This is a genomic window from Acinetobacter sp. YH16032, assembly GCF_013417345.1.
Taxonomy (GTDB): domain Bacteria; phylum Pseudomonadota; class Gammaproteobacteria; order Pseudomonadales; family Moraxellaceae; genus Acinetobacter.
Map to the genome: position 1 here is coordinate 150,307 of NZ_VPEE01000004.1, position 16,718 is coordinate 167,024.

At 38.8% G+C, this 16,718-nt stretch carries 10 protein-coding genes; 4 read left to right on the top strand and 6 right to left on the bottom strand.

The genetic code is table 11. The annotated features are described in order from the left end of the window. Positions 1 to 229: 229 nt before the first annotated feature. Positions 230 to 6,145, top strand: coding sequence for a BapA/Bap/LapF family large adhesin (locus tag FTV32_RS05070; RefSeq protein ID WP_180028114.1), 5,916 nt, complete (start codon positions 230 to 232; stop codon positions 6,143 to 6,145). Between the two features lie 95 nt (positions 6,146 to 6,240). On the opposite strand, the gene FTV32_RS05075 is transcribed toward FTV32_RS05070, so the two are convergent. Beyond that, positions 6,241 to 7,203, bottom strand: coding sequence for an alpha/beta fold hydrolase (locus FTV32_RS05075; protein ID WP_180028115.1), 963 nt, complete (start codon positions 7,201 to 7,203; stop codon positions 6,241 to 6,243). A 105-nt stretch (positions 7,204 to 7,308) separates the two neighbouring features. On the opposite strand from FTV32_RS05075, the gene FTV32_RS05080 reads away from it, so the two are divergent. After that, positions 7,309 to 7,632: an MGMT family protein gene (locus FTV32_RS05080; RefSeq protein ID WP_257219892.1), complete on the top strand. Its 324-nt coding sequence runs from the start codon at positions 7,309 to 7,311 to the stop codon at positions 7,630 to 7,632. Positions 7,633 to 7,664: 32 nt separating this feature from the next. Here the strand turns inward: FTV32_RS05080 and FTV32_RS05085 are convergent, their stop codons facing one another. Next, entirely contained in the window at positions 7,665 to 8,105 is a 441-nt protein-coding gene (locus tag FTV32_RS05085) for a universal stress protein (RefSeq protein ID WP_180028116.1), read from the bottom strand. Positions 8,106 to 8,516: 411 nt separating this feature from the next. Here FTV32_RS05085 and FTV32_RS05090 point away from each other — a divergent pair, with 411 nt between their 5' ends. After that, on the top strand, positions 8,517 to 9,923 hold the full coding sequence (locus FTV32_RS05090) for a P-loop NTPase fold protein (RefSeq protein WP_180028117.1): 1,407 nt from the start codon (positions 8,517 to 8,519) through the stop codon (positions 9,921 to 9,923). On the opposite strand, the gene FTV32_RS05095 is transcribed toward FTV32_RS05090, so the two are convergent. Then, positions 9,906 to 10,523, bottom strand: a complete 618-nt coding sequence (locus FTV32_RS05095; RefSeq protein WP_180028118.1) for a CatB-related O-acetyltransferase — start codon at positions 10,521 to 10,523, stop codon at positions 9,906 to 9,908. The two genes, FTV32_RS05090 and FTV32_RS05095, sit on opposite strands and share 18 nt — an antisense overlap. A gap of 104 nt (positions 10,524 to 10,627) precedes the next feature. Here FTV32_RS05095 and FTV32_RS05100 point away from each other — a divergent pair, with 104 nt between their 5' ends. Beyond that, complete coding sequence (locus tag FTV32_RS05100; protein WP_180028119.1) at positions 10,628 to 11,251, top strand: FMN-binding negative transcriptional regulator; 624 nt, start codon at positions 10,628 to 10,630, stop codon at positions 11,249 to 11,251. A 44-nt stretch (positions 11,252 to 11,295) separates the two neighbouring features. Here the strand turns inward: FTV32_RS05100 and greA are convergent, their stop codons facing one another. The 3 genes from greA to carA all read right to left on the bottom strand — a co-directional run bounded on the left by greA (position 11,296) and on the right by carA (position 16,257). Beyond that, the gene (greA, locus tag FTV32_RS05105) at positions 11,296 to 11,772 is read right to left on the bottom strand and encodes a transcription elongation factor GreA (RefSeq protein ID WP_180028120.1); all 477 of its coding nucleotides are present in this window, start codon (positions 11,770 to 11,772) and stop codon (positions 11,296 to 11,298) included. A 94-nt stretch (positions 11,773 to 11,866) separates the two neighbouring features. Beyond that, positions 11,867 to 15,100, bottom strand: coding sequence for a carbamoyl-phosphate synthase large subunit (carB, locus tag FTV32_RS05110; protein ID WP_180028121.1), 3,234 nt, complete (start codon positions 15,098 to 15,100; stop codon positions 11,867 to 11,869). 14 nt (positions 15,101 to 15,114) lie between these two features. Then, entirely contained in the window at positions 15,115 to 16,257 is a 1,143-nt protein-coding gene (gene carA / locus FTV32_RS05115) for a glutamine-hydrolyzing carbamoyl-phosphate synthase small subunit (protein WP_035266900.1), read from the bottom strand. Positions 16,258 to 16,718: the final 461 nt, after the last annotated feature.

Consider the following 16,718-nt stretch of genomic DNA (forward strand, 5'->3'; position numbering starts at 1 on the left):
TGAAAGTAAGTAAAAATATTAATTCTTATGTCATAAGTTCTTGTAAATAAAAGATATATTTTGAATGTGGATGAGCGGTTACAAAAAGCTGATAAAAGACGCAAAATCTATTCGCATTAAATCTTAAAAATGTGATATAAATCTCAATTATAGATAATAGTGTGTATCTTTTTTGTATCTTAGATGTAGAAAGATCGATAAAAATAAAATTTATAAGTGAGAATTTACCATGGCTAATATCTCCGTAATATCTAAAGAGAGTCATCAGGTATTAGAGAATGTCAACTCTAGTCAAGTGGGGCTTAACGAAAACTCTGTAGTTGTCGTTCAAGTATCTAAAGATGATGTAGCTTCAATCACTCGTGATAATAATAATGCTCTAATCAATTTGCGTAATGGTGAAGTGATTGTGATTGAAAACTATTTCAATCCTTCATTTGCTGATAACAGCCTCGTATTCCAAGATGAAAGTGGTCAACTTTATTGGGTTAAATTTACCAATGAAGATGGCTCAATTGCAGAAACAATTCTGTATTACCCAATCGAAGAAATCGAACCTCTTCTTTATTCCGATGATTTTATCGGTGGTATTCTCCCTTGGTTAATTGGTGCTGGTGCAGCTGGTGCAATTGCAGCAGTCGCAGATAATGGTTCTGACTCTAATCCTACGCCTAACCCTCAGCCAAAGCCAAATGCATTATTAAATGCACCAATCGTCATTGATGATGTGCCAGAGCATATCGGTGAAGTTGCTGATGGCGGTGTAACAAATGATGCTCGCCCAGAAATCAAAGGTTCTGGAGCTCAACCTGGTGCAATCATCAAAATCTATAATGGCGATGAACTAATTGGTGAGACGGTTGCATTGTCTAATGGTGATTGGAGTTTTACACCTGATCAAGATTTAAAAGATGGTATCTATGAGCTTTCTGTCACACAAACTGTAAGTGGTCAAGAAAGTGATAAATCACCGATTAAGACAATCACGCTTGATACTGTCCCACCGTCAGACATCACTATTGATGAAATTGGAAATAAGGGTGAAACAAACTCAGAAACACCTAAATTATCAGGTGAAGGTGAGCCAGAATCTAATGTCGAAATAGAAATTAAAGATAAAGATGGGAACGTGGTTGATAAAGATACTGTTCCTGTTGATAAAGATGGTAAATGGGAATATACACCTGAGAAAAACCTGGATGAAGGTAAATACGAAGTTATCGTAACGCCTATTGATAAATCAGGAAATAAAGGTGAAGAAGAAAAACAAGAATTCAATGTTGACTTAACTCCTCCAGACATAGACATCGATCCAATCCCTACTGATCCTGAACCTGAGGGTTGGGATACAGCAACGAATCAATCAACTTTTGCAATTGCTGCAATCGCAAATACTCTTTCGGAATCGGAGAATAATCCAGTGACTACAACTAAAAATCAAACGCCTACATTTACGGGAACCACTAAAGATAGTGAGAGCGTAAAAGTAGTGATTCGCGATAGTTCAGGTAAGATTATCGCAGAAGGTCCTGCTACAGTGACCAACGGTAAATGGCAGTTTAAATCACCTGTAACATTAGCTGAAGGTGACTATAAACTAGAAGCAACAGCATATGATGCGGCTGGCAATAGTAAAGTCGCTACTACAAGCTTTACTGTGGATATTACTCCACCTAAAGTAACGATTGAAGAGTTACCACTTACGAACACTGATGCGCCTACTTTTAAAGGTAAAACTGAAGATGGTGCAACACAAGTACGTGTTGAAATCAAGGATGCGGCTGGCAAGGTTGTTCAATCTGCAGTTGTGAATGTTGCAGCTGATGGTAGCTGGACATATAAGCCATCTAAAGCGTTACCAGATGGTACATATAGTGTCGAGGCTTCAGCTCGTGATGCGGTAGGAAATGTAAGTCAACCTGCTAAAACTACGGTTGAAGTTGATACGATCGATCCAGAAATTACAATCGATCCTATAGATGATACTAGTGATACAACTCCTGAAATTAATGGTAAGACTGAACCAGGCGCAACAGTAAAAGTTGAAATCTTAGACAAAGATGGCAACCCTGTAGCAACAGGTGATGCGACTGTAGATCCAGAAGGTAACTGGTCGTATACACCGACTGAAGCACTACCAGAAGGTGAATATACAGTTAAAGCTGAAGCGAAAGATAAAGCTGGTAACGTTGGTGAAGCGACATCTAATGGCTCATTTAAAGTTGATACAACTGCACCATCTGATACCGATGTAACGATTGATCCAATTGCGGATACAAACGATACAACACCAGAAATCACAGGTACAACTGAACCAGGAACAACAGTAAATGTCGTTGTTAAAGACAAAGACGGTAAAGTTGTTGCAGAAGGTCCAGCGACAGTTACAGGTGACACATGGACATACACACCATCAGTTGAATTGGCAGATGGCGAATATGACGTAGTTGCAAAAGCAACAGATAAAGCAGGTAACACAGGTGAATCTCAGCCAGAGAGCTTCGAGGTTGACACAGTAGCACCTGAATTAACCATCGATGAGCTTAAGCCAACAAACGATACTACACCAACAATCTCAGGTAAGACTGAGCCAGGTGCAACAGTAAAAGTTGAAATCTTAGACAAAGATGGCAACCCTGTAGCAACAGGTGATGCGACTGTAGATCCAGAAGGTAACTGGTCGTTCACACCGACTGAAGAATTACCAGAAGGTGAATATACAGTTAAAGCTGAAGCGAAAGATGCGGTGGGTAATACTGCTACTGAAACTGCGGATGGCAAATTAACTGTAGATACAACTGCACCATCTGATACCGATGTAACGATTGATCCAATTGCGGATACAAACGATACAACGCCAGAAATCACAGGTACAACTGAACCAGGAACAACAGTAAATGTCGTTGTTAAAGACAAAGACGGTAAAGTTGTTGCAGAAGGTCCAGCAACAGTTACAGGTGACACATGGACATATACACCATTAGTTGAATTAGCAGATGGCGAATATGACGTAGTTGCAAAAGCGACAGATAAAGCAGGTAACACAGGTGAATCTCAGCCAGAGAGCTTCGAGGTTGACACAGTAGCACCTGAATTAACCATCGATGAGCTTAAGCCAACAAACGATACTACACCAACAATCTCAGGTAAGACTGAGCCAGGTGCAACAGTAAAAGTTGAAATCTTAGACAAAGATGGCAACCCTGTAGCAACAGGTGATGCGACTGTAGATCCAGAAGGTAACTGGTCGTTCACACCGACTGAAGAATTACCAGAAGGTCATTACGATATAGAAGTAACTCTGACTGATAAAGCGGGTAACAAAGGTGATACTTCTAAAGAACAGTTAGAAGTTGATACAACACCTCCTTCTGACATTACTATTGATCCAATTGGTGGTGATGATTTCGAATCGAATGATCCTCAACCTGAAATTACAGGAACAGGTGAGAAAGGTTCGCTAGTGGATATCGTGATCACCGGTCCAGATGGCTTCGAAGAGAAGGCCACTGTTGAAGTAGGAGAAGATGGTAAATGGTCGTATAAACCAGAAGCTGAGTTGGAAGAAGGTGACTACAAAATCGAAGCTACTCCTAAAGATGAAGCTGGTAACGTAGGTAATCCAACTGAACAAGATTTTGTAATCGACTTGACACCACCAGATATCGATATTGATCCGTGGGAAGATGATAATGATCCTTGGTTAGATATCGATCCTTGGGATGATGAAGAAGCTGCATGGGATGTGAGTGAAGCTGCATCTGTACAGGCAGTATCATTAGCTGCTGAGCCTCAAATTGCTGCATTCTCTGCTTTCGCTGCACGCACATTATTTGTAGCTGAACCAGTAGTAACAGCAGCTCAAGTAACGGCGGTTGATCCAAGTATTAATTATACTAATGATCCACAACGTACGATTAGTGGTAATACAGTAAATAATCCTAAAGAGGTTGCTGTAGAGATTAAAGATGCTAACGGTGCTGTGGTATCTAGTGGTTTAGCAGTGTTGTCTGCAGGCCGTTGGAGTTATAAACCAGCAGAACCTTTAGCAGATGGTATATATACACTTGTAGCCACTGCACGTGATGCTGCAGGTAATACTAGCCGTACAGTGTCTTTAAAATTTGGTGTAGATACACTTTCACCTGATTTGTCAGTTGAAGAGTTATATCCTACAAACGATACTACTCCAGAAATTTCTGGTTCAACTGAACAATATTCTAAAGTTCAAGTCGTGATCAAAGATAAGAATGGAAATACTGTTGTAGATGCACCAGCTTCTGTAGATAGCTCAGGCAATTGGACATTTACACCGCCAAGAGATTTAGCGGATGGAAATTACACAGTTGAAGTAACATCTACTGATTTAGCTAAGAACAAAAAAACTGAAACTCAGCAATTAACAGTTGATACTCAAGCTCCTGATGCTGTGATTATTAATCCAATTACAGATCCAAGTGACTTGAAACCAGTATTAACAGGTAAAGCTGAAGCGAATACTACTGTCGAATTAGTGATTAAGGACTCTACAGGTCGAATTATTGATTCTGCACTTGTTCCTGCTGATCAAAATGGTAATTGGACATATCCAATCAACAATAATTTACCAGAAGGTACAATTATCGTTGAAGCTAAAGCGATAGATGAAGCTGGAAATGTCGGTCCTTCATCAAGCATCGGCTTCGATTTGGATGTGACTCCTCCAGATGCGCCAACGGCAACATTTAATGCAGATGGTTCATTAGTAACAGGTACTGCACAAGCTTTATCAACTGTTAAAGTAAAAGATGCAAACAACAACGTGATTGGTACAACTACTGCGGATAGCAATGGAAACTACTCAATTAAGTTGATACCAAGTTTGAACGATGGACAAAATGTATCTGTGACAGCTTCTGACGTAGCAGGTGAATCTGCACCACGTCAAGTGACGGCACCAAACATTCCGTTGGATGCCATTGATAATGTTGCTAAAGCTGGTATCGAGTACGAGTATCCTATTACAGAGAAATTCATTAAAGATGCGATTTCATATAACTGGTTGATTGGCTTCCTCAGAATTACGCTTGGTAAAACGAGTGGTGCTACAGAGTTTACAATTGGTGCAAACAAAACTGCAGATGTGCAGCTTCAAGTAAAATCAGCATCATGGGGAACATTATTAGACTCAGTATCAATTGTTCTTTACCAGCAAAATAGTTCTGGTAAGTGGGTACCAATTGCCAATAATAAATCTGCAGGATTATTTGATTTCATTGGCTTATTTGGAGAGGTTGCTCATATCAATTTAGATGATTTACCTGCAGGTAAATATCGTATTGAAATGAGTAATGGTAACCTTGCTTCTCTACCAGGTTATGTACAGACTAATTTGGTAATTAAAGAAACTGATACAAGTACAACGCCTGTTGTGAAGTCAATCACTGAAGCAAAAGGTAATGTGATTACTGATCTTGATGATGTACATGGTAAAGATCTTGTAGTTGCCGGTGCTATTGTGAAAGCTGTAAATGGTGTTGCGATTAATGGTGCAACAACAATTAAAGGCGAGTTTGGTACATTAACTATCGATGCGAACGGTACATACGCTTATAAGCCAAATGCAAACCTTAACGCGATTGGTAAAACGGATGTATTTAAATACACGATTACTGATCCTGTAACTGGTAAGTCTGATACAGCTCAATTAGTACTTCAAATTGATTCTAAATCAGGTTCACCATTGGCTTGGAGCAAATTCACACCAGAAGCAAACGCGAATGATGCTGATGCATTGGCGAATGAAACAGCAGGTAAGTTTAATTCTACTTACCTCAATGAAACAGTTTCTGCTAAAGGTCTGGATAAGTTGATTTTCAATGTGTTAAATGACAACAGCCATAACGGCGGTAACGGTGTTGACACAATCAATGACTTCCAATTAGGCAGCAATGTGAAGATTGATGTTTCTGAGTTGTTATCTGATAGTGCAACTGCTCAAAACATTGATAAATTCATTTTTGTCGAGAAAGACGGAAACAATACGAAGTTAAGTATTGATCGTGACGGCGCAGGTACAACTTATAACAAGGTTGACCTAATTACTTTCAACAATACTGATGTTTCACTTCAAGACTTGTTGAACAAAAACCACTTATTGTTCTAATAGACTAATGTGAAAAAGAGGAACTTCGGTTCCTCTTTTTTTATTCAAGAATAAAAAAAATGGGACTTTAAAATATCCCATTCATTGTCTATAACTTATTTGAGTAGATTAAGAAAATTTAAATAATGTTGAACGAGGATTTGTTCTTGTTCCAATATTGGTGTATGACCTACACCTTTTAAGATAATAGGCTCTTGAGCATTTTTCAGTAATCCTTTCAGTTCAGCTGCAGCTTCTACATTAATAATTTGATCACGATCTCCCCAAATGATGAGTGTTGGTTGATCGATTGAACGAGCCGCTAGCGCAAATGTTTCAGGTGTAAATGATTTGGACATGAGAATAAGTTGCTCAACGAGTTTCGTGTTATTTGTAACATTGGATATCATGAGCTTTTCTTGTTCGACTTTCAGTTCGTTCGGTATAAATGGAGGTTGCTGCGTAGCAATTTTAAATAACCGATCAAAATCTCCAGGTTTAGAAACGATAAAATTTTTGAGTAAGTTCGGGTCTTTTAAGTAAGGCGTATTGGCAGATTTAAATACACCTGCACTGTTAATGAGTAGTAATGATTTAGTATCGATTGGATACTGAGCTGCATAAAGTAATGCTACAGCACCGCCCATGGAGTGACCGGCAACATTTAGATTTTGATCAACATGAATGGCTTCCGCAAAGCGACGTAATTTTTCGGTTAGATTTGGAATTGAATAATCAAAATCTGCAGCTACTTTACTATCACCTTGTCCAGGTAAATCAGGGATAATGACGTGATAATGTGGTGTCAGATAGCGAGCGACTCGGTTCCAATTATCCCGACTGCCTGCAAGACCATGCACAAGCATAAGTACTGGTTTGCCTTTGGTTCCACCTTCACTGTAAGCCCAATCGATGTCGGAGACTTTAATGCGCTTGGTATTCATTCCAGCCCAAGCACGTTCTTGTTGTAAAATATTTTGTATATTTATACTGCTTGGCGCGGCTTGAGTTGTCGATGTAATTGAGATTGTACCGACTGCAATTGAAGCAGCAAGTAAGTGTGAAAATATCCTATTCATTGTATTTCTCTGTGTATTGTTATTGTGCAAATTTAGATTAAGTGAGTCTGTTATGAAATGCATTTGCTCAAATCAATCATCCGATAAACTATAGGTCAATTATTGATGAATCGATCAGCATCAGCGGAAATGGCACAGATGATCTTAGCCACAGTATCACAAATTCCTTATGGGAAAGTAGCCAGTTATGGTCAAATTGCTGCGATGTCCGGACTGCCTAAACATGCACGTTTGGTTGGTCGTGTGTTGAATCAATTAGATGTGAGTAGCGATTTGCCTTGGCATCGTGTCATTAATGCACAAGGTAAAATTAGTCATCAGCGTTTGGATGATCAAGGTTTTAATTGCCAGCAAGCTAGATTGCTTGAAGAGGGAGTTGTGTTTAACAATGGCAAAATAGATTTCAAGATTTTTGGATGGTTCGAGTAGCTCCGTATGATGGTATACGGAGCTATCAGATATTATTGCTTCACGACAAAAACAGGTACATTGACTTCAGTGATGAGGCTTTGTGCGACACTGCCCATAATTAATTTCTTGAATCCTGAGCGACCGTGCGAGCTGATAACAATAAGATCAATATTAAGCTCATCAATCGCTTTCATTATGGTGCGGTGAATACTTTCTCCTTCGAGTATTTTAGTCTCTACATCTATTCCATATTCATTAAACTTTGTTTTAGCTTGAGCAAGGTTGTCTTCAATAAATTTTCGTGCTCGTTCAATTAAAAGATTTGACTGCCCATCTGAGAGATATTCGGCTGCGATATAGGGATCGAGTGTCATCACTTGAACAACAGTAATTTTGCTATTAAATGCTTTAGCCAATTCAACAGCATGCTGAACGACGTTGAGTGCTACTTCAGAACCATCCACTGGAACGAGGATATTTTGATAACTCATGTTGTTCTCCTTTTTAACCGTTCTGTTTAAAAGTGTATAAGTTCATCATAGACCTTAATTGTTCAAAATAAAACCAAGTGTAAAGCTATGGTTTTTTATATTAAGTTATAGTTTTTAATTTATTGTCTTAAAATTTTAGAGGTATAAGATAGTAACGAACTATGAAGAATGAAATCTGATTAACTGAATCATAAAAAGATCAATTTGAAAATATTGTGATGGGTAGAGATGTAATTAAGGATGCGTCAGATATCTTTATAAAGTATGGAGTCTATAATTAGAATTAAAAAGTATAAGCCTTACTTTAGCGACTATATTTTGAAAACCCACTCCGTTTGAGTGGGTTTTTTATGTCTTTAAGAGTGATAATGATAAGATATTTGGAAAATAAGCAACTGAATTTTAAGAACAATGAAAGATTATCCAGTAAATATCATTCATGAAGATTTTGAGAATATTGAAATCGCTTGGGAAGGCGATTTATGGGATCGCCGTCGTCTAGGTGAGCAATTAGAACGTTATGTAGATCACTTAAATTGTGGTGCTGTTCTAGCTTTAGATGCTCGTTGGGATGAAGGTAAGACCTGGTTTGTAAGGCATTGGAAAAAGCATTTAGAAGATCAAAGTCACCAAGTTGTTTATTTAGATGCTTTTGCCAATGATTATTTAGATGATCCATTTTTGACGATTGCAGCAGAGATTAGCCATGCTTTGAACGATGCAAATGAGATCGATGATGCTGATATTAAAGATTTTAACTCTAAGACTGCTTCGGTATTAATTTCTTTGGCGGCTGTCATGCCATTAATTGCTGCAAAAGCAGGTTTGCATTTGGTAAGACTAGGCGGTGCAGGTGAAGCTTTACAAGAGGTCTATAAAGAGGGCAAAGATGTATATGACACAGCAAGTGAAGAAATAGCCAATAAAGTTAAAGAGCACATTGAGAAGAAGATTGAAAATCATCATATCGAAAAGCAAACCATTCAAGATTTTAAGCAAGAGCTCGCTGAACTTGCTGCAAAATTAGAAAAGCCATTGGTATTTATTATTGATGAGCTAGATCGTTGCCGACCTGATTTTGCTATTCGTTTAATTGAAAGGATTAAACATTTTTTTGACATTCCAAAAATTGTTTTTGTTTTGGTAATGGATAAAACCCAATTTTCAAAAGTGGTTTGTCATAACTATGGTTATGATGAAAGTCTTGGTGAAGAATATTTAACAAAGTTTATTGATTTTACTGTTGAATTTCCTAACTTAGGAAAGACGCAGTTGTATGAAGAGGTAATAGCACAGCAGTTATATCGTATCGGTGAATTAACATCTGTAGATACTAAAAATGAAATGTTTTTTTGGATTTTAAGTTTGCAATCTAGCAAAGAATACAATTCTAGAGAGTTGGTGAAAAAAATTAATCAATATGCACTCTTGAGAACAAATGATTTCAAGCTTAATCTAATTTTAAATGCTTTCATCTTTGATGAAAATTTTAATATTTCAGCTAATTATTTGCATAAGATAATTGATTATTTATTCAACTATTTAAACGGCGATAAAAATGGATATACGACAAAATCTTATTTTATCCGACAGCAATTATTGAACGAAAAAAATATCGATGACATTATTATTTGCAATTTGTATGAAACACTTTTAGATATAGAAGAAAGATTTAAGACTGTAGGGCAACAGGATCATAAAAATCAAACTCTTCAAAGATTCTTGAGCCCTTATTGTATTAGTAAATTAAAAGATATTAAGGATTTTAATTCGATTTGGATGCAATATATAAAAACAGGACTATTTGAAAAATATTGATAATTTTTCAATATCATCGGTCTGCAACTGTTCACGCATTTTTAAAAACTGCTTTTCATCTAAGTCATATAGCTTAAGAGAAAGCAATTTTTTAATATCTTGTTCAGGGAAACGGTATTTAATAATTTTAGCAGGTACACCACCGACGACAGCATAAGGCGGTACATCTTTGGTCACGACTGCACCTGTAGCAACGACTGCACCTTCACCAAGTTTTACCCCTTGCATAATCATGGCACGACTACCAATCCAACAACCATCACCAATGACAGTATCGCCAGCAGGCACAAAACTACGCGTATCAAAAGGAAATGCTGAAATCCAGTCGGTACGGTGTAACTGATTTCCACCCATCATGATGACACACTCAGCGCCAAAACAGACAAAATTGCCAATATAAAGCTGATCGATGGGTTTTTCTGGTGTCGAAGCTTTGTCATGTAGATAACGCACTACACAACGCTCAAAACCTTGATCCCAATAGGCTGAGTAATAACTGTAATTGCCTTTAATATGAATATTCGGATTTTTGACTGTTTTAGAGATAAATTCGAATTCGCACCAGTGATTGACAGGGGAGTTGATCAGCTTTTCAGACATGGTGAAATAAAAGGAGAATATTTTAGGGCATTATATACCAATTAAAACTTACATCCTGAATAAAAACTTTTATATTCATTGAGCATTAGAAGAATGGAAAAGCTATGTTTGTTGAAACAGAATTTAGAGAAGATAGACCTGAAGAAATATATAGAATAATAAAGGAGTATCCTCTTGCATCTTTGGTCGCACAGACCCAAACAGGGTTAATTGCTGAACATATCCCGCTCATATTAGTAGATGAACAAACATTGAGAGGACATGTTTCATTGCAGAATACACTATTCAATCATTCGATTTTGAATAATCAAATACTATGCATCTTTAAAGCAGAGAATGCTTATATTTCACCGAATTATTATCCTTCAAAATTTGAAGATCACAAAAAAGTACCTACTTGGAATTATCAAGTCGTACACATTAATGGTGAAATTCAGTTTTATCATGATCAGAAAACTAAACTTGCAGTATTAGGTCAACTCACCCAACAACATGAACGTATCACGAATGGTAAAAATGCTTGGAAAATGGCAGATGCACCAAAAGATTTCTTGATGGAAATGCTCAACCATTTTGTTGTATTTGAAATTAAAATTGAAAGAATCATTGCTAAATCAAAACTAAGTCAAAATAGAGAGGAAAAAGATTTTCGTAATGTTATTACGAAGATTCATGAAGCTGGAAAAGTGCATCTAGCAAAAACAATGAATCAATTAAAAAGAGTATAAAAAAACCCCTCATCAGAGGGGTTTATAGCCTAAAATATCAAGAATTAGAGATATTCTACGCTCACAATTTCGTATTCAACTTCACCTTGAGGTGTCGTAATTTTAACTTCATCGCCTTCACTTTTACCTAAAAGACCACGAGCGATAGGAGAATTCACAGATATTTTGTTAATTTTAAAATCTGCTTCGTCGTCACCAACAATTTGATACGTTTTACGTTCTTCAGTATCCAAATTTTCAATTGTGACAGTCACGCCAAAAACAACGCGTCCATTTTGCTCAAGTTCTTTAACGTCAATCACTTGTGCAGCACCCAATTTTCCTTCGATATCTTGGATACGGCCTTCACAGAAACCTTGTTGCTCACGTGCAGCGTGGTATTCCGCGTTTTCTTTGAGATCTCCGTGTTCACGCGCTTCAGCAATCGCTGCTGTAATACGAGGACGATCTACAGTTTTAAGTTGGTGTAATTCTTTCTCAAGCGCTTCTTTGCCTTGAGGTGTCATAGGATAACGTTGCATAGTTGTCCCTCAAAAAAGTAAGTATGAAAAATACTAAGTCTATAAATGAAAAAAAGCCCGCCACCAAGAGGTGGCGGGACTTCTTGGTAGTGTATTAACCTACTGTTTGTAAGTCTTGCAAACGATATACATCCATTGGCAATTTGATTGCTAAAGCTTGGCAAACTGCATCTGCACCATTAAGGGTAGTCGTATGATAGACCTTACCTTGAAGTGCAGAACGGCGGATTGAGAACGAATCCTGCTGAGCTTGTTTACCTTCTGTTGTATTGATAATGAGGTGTATTTCGCCATTTTTCAAGCGGTCCACAATATTTGGACGACCTTCAGTCACTTTATTTACACGTTCACATTCAATACCAGCCGCTTTGATGACATCGTAAGTGCCACCAGTAGCAAGTATTTTGAAGCCAAAGTCAGCAAGTTGTTTTGCAATACCAGCTGCACGCGGTTTATCAGAATCACGTACAGAGATGAACGCATGTTTAACTTCACCTTCCGTTGGAAGACCTGGTAAACGCTCATTTGCACCTAATACAGCTTTATAGAACGCTTCACCAAATGTTTTACCAACACCCATTACTTCACCTGTAGATTTCATCTCAGGCCCAAGGATTGGATCAACACCAGGGAACTTGTTGAATGGGAACACTGCTTCTTTAACAGAGAAGTGCTCAGGGATAATCTCTGTAGTGAATCCTTGAGATTCTAAAGATTGACCCGCCATGCAACGTGCAGCGACTTTCGCTAAAGACTCACCGATACACTTAGATACAAATGGAACTGTACGTGATGCACGTGGGTTCACTTCTAAGATGTAAACGTCTTCGCCTTTAACAGCAAACTGTACGTTCATTAAACCAACAACACCAAGCTCTTTCGCCATTGCGATCGTTTGACGGCGCATTTCGTCCTGAATCTCTTTAGAAAGAGAGTAAGGAGGGATCGAACATGCAGAGTCACCTGAGTGGATACCTGCTTGTTCGATGTGCTGCATGATACCGCCGATCACCACATCTTTACCGTCAGATACGCAGTCTACGTCAACTTCGATCGCGTCGTCTAGGAAGCGGTCAAGAAGAACAGGGGCATCGTTAGAAGCTTGAACAGCATCACGTAAATAGCGACGTAACTCTTCATCGTTGTATACGATTTCCATCGCGCGACCACCAAGTACATATGATGGACGTACTACAAGTGGATAGCCAACTTTCGCTGCTTCAGCCATACCTTCTTCAGCAGATTTTACAATGCTGTTGTTTGGTTGACGAAGTTGCAGACGTTGAATCATTTGTTGGAAACGTTCACGGTCTTCTGCACGGTCAATCGCATCAGGAGATGTACCAATAATTGGTGCACCAGCTTCTTCTAAAGCACGAGCCAATTTAAGTGGTGTTTGACCACCGTACTGTACGATGATGCCTTTTGGCTTCTCAATACGTACGATTTCTAACACATCTTCAAGTGTAATTGGTTCGAAGTACAGGCGATCAGATGTGTCATAGTCAGTAGAAACCGTTTCTGGGTTACAGTTCACCATGATTGTTTCATAACCGTCTTCACGCATTGCAAGCGCCGCGTGTACACAGCAGTAATCGAATTCGATACCTTGACCAATACGGTTAGGACCACCACCGATCACCATGATCTTGTCTTTGCTAGACGGGTTTGATTCACATTCGTCATCGTAAGTTGAATACATATACGCTGTGTCTGACTCAAATTCAGCAGCACAAGTATCTACACGTTTGTAAACTGGGGTTACGCCCAAGTTCCAACGATGTTTACGGAATTGTTTTTGTGAAATACCCATCAAGTTCGCAATACGAAGGTCAGATAAACCTTTACGTTTAAATGAACGGATGTTGTCCGCATTTAGATCGCCAAAACCTAAAGTTTTGATTTGGTTTTCTGTTTTGATGATGTCTTCGATTTGGATCAAGAACCATTTGTCGATCTTAGTCGCTTGGAATACATCTTCTAATGTAAAGCCGTGACGGAAAGCATCAGCAACATACCAAATACGCTCAGGGCCCGGAACACGAAGTTCTTGTAAGATTTTCTCACGCGCGCCTTCAGCACCCACTTCGATTTTTTCATCAAAGCCAGTTGCACCCACTTCAAGACCACGAAGTGCTTTGTTCATAGACTCTTGGAAGTTACGACCAATCGCCATCACTTCACCAACAGATTTCATCTGTGTGGTTAAAGTTGCGTCAGCTTGTGGGAATTTCTCAAAGTTGAAACGTGGAACTTTAGTTACAACGTAGTCAATCGCAGGTTCGAAAGATGCTGGAGTTGTACCGCCAGTGATGTCGTTTTTAAGCTCATCAAGGGTATAACCAACCGCTAATTTCGCAGCGATTTTCGCAATAGGGAAACCAGTTGCTTTTGAAGCCAATGCAGAAGAACGAGATACACGTGGGTTCATCTCGATCACAACCATACGGCCAGTATTTGGACAAATACCAAACTGTACGTTAGAACCACCTGTTTCTACACCAATCTCACGTAACACTGCTAAAGATGCATTACGCATTAACTGATATTCTTTATCTGTTAATGTTTGTGCAGGTGCAACAGTGATTGAGTCACCTGTGTGTACGCCCATTGGGTCAAAGTTTTCAATCGAACAGACGATGATACAGTTGTCGTTTTTGTCACGAACAACTTCCATCTCATATTCTTTCCAACCAATCAAAGATTCATCGATCAATAATTGTTTGGTTGGAGAAAGATCGAAACCGCGTTCACAGATTTCAAGGAATTCTTCTTTGTTGTATGCGATACCACCGCCTGAACCACCCATGGTGAATGATGGACGGATAATCACAGGGAAGCCGAAACGTGCTTGAATCTCTAGAGCTTCTTCCATCGATTCAGCGATTGCTGCTTTTGGACATTCAAGACCAATTTTACGCATTGCTTGGTCGAAAAGTTTACGGTCTTCCGCTTTTTCGATCGCTTCTTTCGTTGCACCAATCAATTCAACATTGAATTTTTCTAAAATGCCATGCTCATCAAGGGCAAGGGCACAGTTCAATGCAGTCTGACCACCCATTGTTGGAAGAACTGCGTCTGGGCGTTCTTTCTCAATGATCGCTGCAACAGTTTGCCAAGTGATTGGCTCGATATACGTTGCATCTGCCATTGCAGGGTCAGTCATGATCGTTGCAGGGTTAGAGTTTACCAAAATTACACGGTAACCTTCTTCACGCAATGCTTTACATGCTTGTGCACCTGAGTAGTCAAACTCACACGCTTGACCGATAACAATTGGACCAGCACCAATAATTAAGATGCTTTTAATATCCGTACGCTTTGGCATTATTTGCTCCTCAATTACTTCTTAGATGCTTCAATAAGTTCGATGAAATGATCGAACAATGGTGCACAATCATGTGGACCTGGGCTTGCTTCTGGGTGACCTTGGAAACTAAACGCAGGCTTATCTGTACGATGAATCCCTTGAAGAGTTTGATCGAACAATGATTTGTGCGTCGCTTTAAGGTTTGCAGGTAATGTTTCTGCATCCACTGCGAAGCCATGGTTTTGAGAAGTAATCATCACTGTACCATCTTCGATGTTTTGTACAGGATGGTTAGCACCATGGTGACCATGAGGCATTTTCACCGTTTTAGCGCCAGAAGCGAGAGCAAGAATTTGGTGACCCAAACAAATACCAAATACAGGTACGTTACGAGCATCTTCAACAATTGTTTTTACAGCTTCAATTGCATAGTCACATGCTGCAGGATCGCCAGGACCATTCGATAAGAATACGCCATCTGGATTTAGAGCAAGAACTTTTTCAGCAGGAGTTTGTGCAGGCACAACAGTTAATTTACAACCGCGGTCTGCGAGCATACGTAAGATGTTGGTTTTGACACCGTAATCATATGCGACAACATGAAATTTTGCTTCTGGTTGGGAGAAACCTTGACCTAATTTCCAAGAACCTTCAGTCCATTCGAAACCGTTTGGATCACAGCATTCTTTAGCAAGGTCTAAACCATTCAGACCGCCGAATGCACGAGCTTTTTCTAAAGCTTCTTCTTCTGTAATATTTTCACCAGCTAAGATACAACCGTTTTGTGCACCTTTAGCACGTAAAATACGTGTCAGTTTACGTGTATCAATGTCAGCGATAGCGACAACATTGTGAGATTTTAAGTATTCGCCTAAAGATTGCGTAGATCGGAAGTTGCTGTGCAATAAAGGTAGGTCACGAATGATCAATCCGTTTGCCCATACTTTATGAATTCGACCTGACTCAGCGTCTTCATCATTACAACCTGTGTTACCAATGTGTGGATAGGTAAGCGTAACAAGCTGTTGTGCATAACTTGGGTCAGTCAAAATTTCTTGATAGCCAGTCATGGCAGTGTTGAAAACGACTTCACCAGTCGTACTACCCGATGCACCGATTGACGTTCCTTTAAAGATCGTACCATCGGCAAGGGCTAAAATTGCTGGGGTGCTCAAACCAAAGCTCCTGAAATTTAGGCTGTAAAAAAGCGAGTAGACGAAAAAAAAGGAAGGCTACTTTAAAACCCACCCTCCTTACATCTGCTCGCTTGAACTTAACACGGCATTATACGCAAACACCTTGATAAAGTCCACGTAAATAAACCTGAATTCGTCAGATATATACCTTGTAATTTGTTTAAAAGTCTGCTTTTTAAACTTTGGACAAAAGTCTAAGAATGTAAGAATTGTTTAATAATTCAAAAGTTAAGTTTTATCACGATTTATCAAAATTTATGTAGACTTACAATTAATAAGCTAAGTTTCTGAAACAGAATAACAAAGCTTCTGAAAAGCTGATTTGTTAAATAGAACAAATGTTGAAGTTGCTCCAAATGCTTCCTAAAAGTTCGAAAAAAGTACTAATTAGGTCAATTTACAAGTATTTTAGAAAGGACTGATTAAATATGGAAAATAGA

Coding starts and splice junctions, on each gene's coding strand:
- FTV32_RS05070 (WP_180028114.1), top strand. CDS start 230: ATGGCTAATATCTCCGTAATATCTAAAGAGAGTCATCAGGTATTAGAG.
- FTV32_RS05075 (WP_180028115.1), bottom strand. CDS start 7,203: ATGAATAGGATATTTTCACACTTACTTGCTGCTTCAATTGCAGTCGGT.
- FTV32_RS05080 (WP_257219892.1), top strand. CDS start 7,309: ATGAATCGATCAGCATCAGCGGAAATGGCACAGATGATCTTAGCCACA.
- FTV32_RS05085 (WP_180028116.1), bottom strand. CDS start 8,105: ATGAGTTATCAAAATATCCTCGTTCCAGTGGATGGTTCTGAAGTAGCA.
- FTV32_RS05090 (WP_180028117.1), top strand. CDS start 8,517: ATGAAAGATTATCCAGTAAATATCATTCATGAAGATTTTGAGAATATT.
- FTV32_RS05095 (WP_180028118.1), bottom strand. CDS start 10,523: ATGTCTGAAAAGCTGATCAACTCCCCTGTCAATCACTGGTGCGAATTC.
- FTV32_RS05100 (WP_180028119.1), top strand. CDS start 10,628: ATGTTTGTTGAAACAGAATTTAGAGAAGATAGACCTGAAGAAATATAT.
- greA (WP_180028120.1), bottom strand. CDS start 11,772: ATGCAACGTTATCCTATGACACCTCAAGGCAAAGAAGCGCTTGAGAAA.
- carB (WP_180028121.1), bottom strand. CDS start 15,100: ATGCCAAAGCGTACGGATATTAAAAGCATCTTAATTATTGGTGCTGGT.